Here is a 4597-nt window from a genome sequence, read left to right as displayed (position 1 = left end):
GGCACAACGGATCGCGCTGGCCCGCGGCATCCTGCGCGGGTTCCCCGTGCTCGTCCTCGACGAACCGACCGCCGGCGTCGACCCGGCCGCCTCCGACGCCCTGCTGACCGACCTGCTGGGAGCCGTGGGTCCGGACCAGGCCGTCGTGCTCATCTCACACGTCGCGGTTCCTGCCGGCCTGGTCGACCGCACCGTGCGCCTGGAGTCCGGCCGCGTCGCCGGTTGACCGCCGCGACCTCACGCCGCGCGCATCGAGTGCTAGCACTCGGTGCTACCATGACCCCATGCCTGCACTGCACATCCGCGACGTCCCCGAGGAGACGGTCGCCGCCATCAAGCGGCAGGCTGAGCGACATGGCCGTTCCATGCAACAGGAGTTGCGTGCCGCGCTCGAACAGTTCGCGGCTGACGCAGCCGCAGGTGCCCGTCCGCATCGGCTTCGGCTGCATACCGTGACCACGGGGCGCACCGAGTCGTTCGACCGTGGCGACTTCTACGATGACGACGAACGCTGACGCCATCGGCCCCGTTGTCGTGGACACCACCGTGCTGCTCGCGGCGACGGATATGAGCCGCTCCGCACACGTTGCGGCGACCGCATTTCTCAGTGACGACGAGCGTCCACTCGCGCTGACCCCGCAGATCGTGCGTGAGTATCTGGCAGTTGCCACCCGGCCAGAGACCGCCAACGGACTCGGACTCACCGCAGCCCAGGCGCGCGCCAACGTCGACGAGTTCCTCAGCGACATGCGACTCCTTGCGGACGACGCGACGGCGGTGCGAAGACTGCTGGAACTCGTCTCACAGGGCGCCGCCACCGGCAAACAGGTTCACGACGCCAACATCGTGGCTGTCGCGGTGGCGCACCGCGCCGTCACGATCGTGACCGACAACCTGCAGCACTTCACGCGGTACTCCGACCTCATCAGCATCGAGGCGCTGCAGCACTGAACCCCAAGCGCACCCAATCCACCATTCCGGCGGTTCAGGTGACGAGACCCGCGGAAACTCCAAGGTCATTCCCGCAGAACGCGCCACCTGAACCAACCAGCGCCAGCAGAACCAGCCGCGGCCGCGGCGCCAGCGCGCAGCAGAGCCAGCGCCGCAACCGGCTCAGCGCCGCCCGGTGCCGAACATCCCGCGGATCACCGAGTTCAGGATCGCCTCTGTCGCCTTCGACCCGAGCACCTGCTCGAGCGGCGACTTCTCCGCACGGCGCGTCGTGCGCGTCCGGGTCGCGCCGCCCGAACCGCCCGGCCGACCCGATCCTCCCGAGGCCTTCATGAGGCGGTCGTACTCTTTCTGCCGCTCGCGCGCGGCGGCGGCATCGGCCTTCGCGATCGCGGCCTGCTGCTTGGCGTGCTCGGCATCCGCCTTCGCCCTCGCGGCAGCCGCCTCAGCCGCCGCCTCCGCAGCGGCGGCGGCGTTCATCTTCGCGGTCAGGATCTCGCGCGCGGACTCGCGGTCGATCGCCGTGCCGTAGGTCGCCAGCAGCGGCGACGCGTTCACAGCCCGCACGATGTCCGGATCGGGCGTCGGCGTCATGAGGCCCTGCGGCGCCCGCAAACGGGTCCACGCGACCGGCGTCGGTGCGCCCTTCTCACTCATGACGGTGACGATCGCCTCACCGGTGCCGAGCTCCTGCAGCACGCGCTCCAGGTCGTATCCCGAGCGGGGATACGTCCCGACCGTCGCGCGCAGCGCCTTCGCATCGTCCGGCGTGAAGGCGCGCAGCGCGTGCTGCACGCGCGACCCCAGCTGCGCGAGCACGTCCGTGGGCACGTCCTTGGGAGTCTGCGTCACGAAGAACACGCCGACTCCCTTCGAGCGGATGAGGCGGACCGTCTGCGTGATCGCGGCGAGGAAGTCCTTCGACGCGTCCTTGAACAGCAGGTGCGCCTCGTCGAAGAAGAACACGAGCTTCGGCTTGTCGGCATCCCCCACCTCGGGGAGGAGCTCGAACAGCTCGGCCAGCAGGTACATCAGGAACGTGGAGAACAGCGCCGGCTTGTCGATGACGCCGGGAACCTCCAGCAGCGAGATGATCCCGCGCCCGTCGACCGCCGTCCGCAGGAAGTCCCGCACGTCGAACTCGGGCTCGCCGAAGAACACGTCGGCGCCGTCGTCGGCGAATGTGATGAGCTCGCGCAGGATGACCCCCGCCGTCGCCGCCGACAGCCCGCCGAGCCCCTTGAGCTCGCTCTTGCCCTCGTCACTCGTGAGGTAGGTGAGCACGGCGCGCAGGTCCGACAGGTCGACGAGCGCGAGCCCGTTCGCGTCGGCGTAGTGGAAGACGAGCCCGAGGCTCGACTCCTGCGTCGCATTCAGCCCGAGGACCTTGCTCAGCAGCAGGGGCCCGAATCCGCTGACGGTCGCTCGCACCGGCACGCCCTTGCCGACGCCGCCGAGCGCGAAGTACTCGGTGACGGATGCCGTGGGCTTCCAGTCCTGCCCGATCGCGCTCGTGCGGGCGAGCAGCTTGTCGCTCTGCTCCCCCGGCGTCGCGACGCCCGACAGGTCGCCCTTGATGTCGGCGGCGAATACCGGCACGCCCTTGGCGGCGAGCTGTTCCGCCAGGCCCTGCAGCGTGCGGGTCTTGCCCGTGCCGGTCGCTCCGGCGACGAGTCCGTGCCGGTTCATCATCGCGAGCGGAATGCGGATCTGCGCCGTCGGCACCGGGTCGGTGTTCATGAGGGCTCCGAGGTCCAGGGTCAGCCCCTCGAAGGCGTAGCCCTTCGCGATGGCGGCGACCTGGTCCGCATCCAGCGGTGCGGATGCCGGGGCGGAGTCGGATGCCGGAGTCTCGGCATCCGGCACCGGCGTCGGATTCTGAGGAGATGACGGATTCTGAGGATCGGATGCCGGGATTTCGTCCTCCGCCGCAGGCTCCGCAGCAACCGCGGGCACCGCCGGCGCCACGCCACCACTCGCCGCCCGCGCCGCCTGGGCGGCCGCGAGAGCGGCCTTGGCCTGCGCGAGTTTCAGTGCGGCTTCGGCGGCTTCGGCTTCGGCCTGGAGGCGTGCGAGTTCCGCGTCGTCGGGAGCGCTCATGGCGTCAGCCTAGCGATCCCGCCACTCACTCTCGCGCTCCAGCACCGCCGTGAAGGCGGCCGCCACCACCAATGCCGCGCCGAGCCCCGCGAGCGCTCCGCCGACCGTGTCGGTGAACCAGTGCGCGTGCACCTGCGTGCGGCTGAACGCCATCGCGAACACCCACGCCGCGCCCACCACCGCGACCCACAGCCGCGGAAACAGGATCACCGCGATCGTCGCGACCGTCGCAGCGTTCGCGGTGTGCCCTGACGGGAACGAGCCGTGGTCGGACACCACGATCATGTCCTCGGGCCGGGCCCGACCGAACATCGCCTTGATGATCTGCACGACCACGGCACTTCCCGCCGACGCCGCCAGGACGAACACCGCACCCCACGGTCGGCGCAGCGCCAGCATGACGACCGCTCCCGACAGCGGTACGACGAAGGTCGCGAACCATCCGCCGCCGATGAAGTTCATCGCGAGGGAGAACGGCCGCAGGAACATGAACGTCTCGACGAAGCCGTTCCACCAGTCATCGACGTCGATGTCGGCTTCCCAGGCGATGAGGATGCCGAGGCCGACCGTGACCGCGATGAGCAGCACCCCCACGACCGCGCGCTGCAGAGCTCGGGTGATCACGGCGTCGTCGAGCGGTTGGCGGGACATCGCCCCATTCTGCCCGAACGTCACCGTCGCGGGCCGGAACCGGCCCCCGATCCCATCCGTCCGCATAGACTTGGGGGACATCCCGCGAGCACCACCGAGCCGAGATCATCCCATGACCCCGACGCCCCCGCATCCGCGCAAGAGCGGCAATCCCGCCACGCAGGCGAAGATCGAGCTCTCCGTCAAGCAGCAACGTGAGCAGCAGAAGCAGGAGAAGCTCGCCGAGTATCAGCGCCAGCTCGCCAGGCGTCGTCGCAGCAGGCTCACGTGGTGGGTGGTCGGAATCACCGCTGGTCTCGTCGTGGTCGCCGTGATCGCGGCATCCCTCATCTTCACGCCGAAGCGGGTCAGTTACGAGGCCGGCGGCACGGGCGCCGAGATCGAGGGCGTCGAGACCTTCACGAACGAGACGACGCATGTCGAGGGCACCGTCGAGTACCCGCAGAATCCGCCCGCCGGAGGACCGCACAACGGGTACTGGCTCAATTGCGGCGTCTACGACCAGCCGCAACAGAACGAGTACGCCGTGCACTCGCTCGAGCACGGCGCCGTGTGGGTGACGTACGACGCGGATCAGGTCTCGGGTACCGAACTCGACGAGCTCAAGGCCCAGCTGCCGACGACGTACGCGCTCCTCTCGCCCTACGAAGGACTGCCGTCGCCGATCGTGCTGAGCGCCTGGAACGCGCAGCTGCAGGTCGACAGCGCCTCCGACGAGCGCATCCCGCAGTTCTTCGAGGAGTACTGGCGCAACCAGAACGTTCCAGAGCCGGGGGCGTCGTGCACCGGCGCGATCGACGGCCCGGGCAAACAGTCGTGACCGAGGAACCGGAGGGCAGCGGCACCGACGGCTTGAGCGCCGGCGCCCGCGCGCTGCCGCCGTGGTGGGCGATGC

Annotated in this window: 5 protein-coding genes and 1 pseudogene; 4 read left to right on the top strand and 2 right to left on the bottom strand. The window is 69.6% G+C overall.

Annotation, left to right across the window (positions count from 1 at the left end; all coding sequences use genetic code 11):
• From WBP48_RS18655 to WBP48_RS18645, 3 genes and pseudogenes are all read left to right on the top strand, one after another.
• A pseudogene (locus WBP48_RS18655) lies at positions 1–226 on the top strand (thiol reductant ABC exporter subunit CydC); the annotation flags it as partial.
• A 58-nt stretch (positions 227–284) separates the two neighbouring features.
• Positions 285–515 carry a FitA-like ribbon-helix-helix domain-containing protein gene (locus tag WBP48_RS18650; protein ID WP_424442300.1) on the top strand — a complete coding sequence of 77 codons (231 nt, stop codon included), beginning with the start codon at positions 285–287 and terminating at the stop codon, positions 513–515.
• Positions 499–951, top strand: a complete 453-nt coding sequence (locus WBP48_RS18645) for a type II toxin-antitoxin system VapC family toxin (RefSeq protein ID WP_424442299.1) — start codon at positions 499–501, stop codon at positions 949–951. Before WBP48_RS18650 ends, WBP48_RS18645 begins: the two co-directional genes overlap by 17 nt.
• Before the next feature lie 162 nt (positions 952–1113).
• Here WBP48_RS18645 and WBP48_RS18640 read toward each other — a convergent pair whose 3' ends face one another.
• Together WBP48_RS18640 and WBP48_RS18635 are read right to left on the bottom strand one after the other, a co-directional pair.
• Complete coding sequence (locus tag WBP48_RS18640; protein WP_424442297.1) at positions 1114–3051, bottom strand: helicase HerA-like domain-containing protein; 1938 nt, start codon at positions 3049–3051, stop codon at positions 1114–1116.
• Positions 3052–3060: 9 nt separating this feature from the next.
• Positions 3061–3702 (bottom strand): phosphatase PAP2 family protein, encoded by a 642-nt coding sequence (locus tag WBP48_RS18635; protein WP_424442296.1) that lies wholly within the window; start codon positions 3700–3702, stop codon positions 3061–3063.
• 112 nt (positions 3703–3814) lie between these two features.
• Between WBP48_RS18635 and WBP48_RS18630 the strand changes: the two genes are divergently transcribed.
• Positions 3815–4522, top strand: coding sequence for a DUF3105 domain-containing protein (locus WBP48_RS18630; RefSeq protein WP_424442294.1), 708 nt, complete (start codon positions 3815–3817; stop codon positions 4520–4522).
• Positions 4523–4597: the final 75 nt, after the last annotated feature.

This window comes from Microbacterium sp., from assembly GCF_049661145.1.
GTDB lineage: Bacteria > Actinomycetota > Actinomycetes > Actinomycetales > Microbacteriaceae > Microbacterium.
The sequence above is the reverse complement of the archived record's forward strand: the minus strand, read 5'-3'. Positions and strand labels throughout refer to the sequence as shown.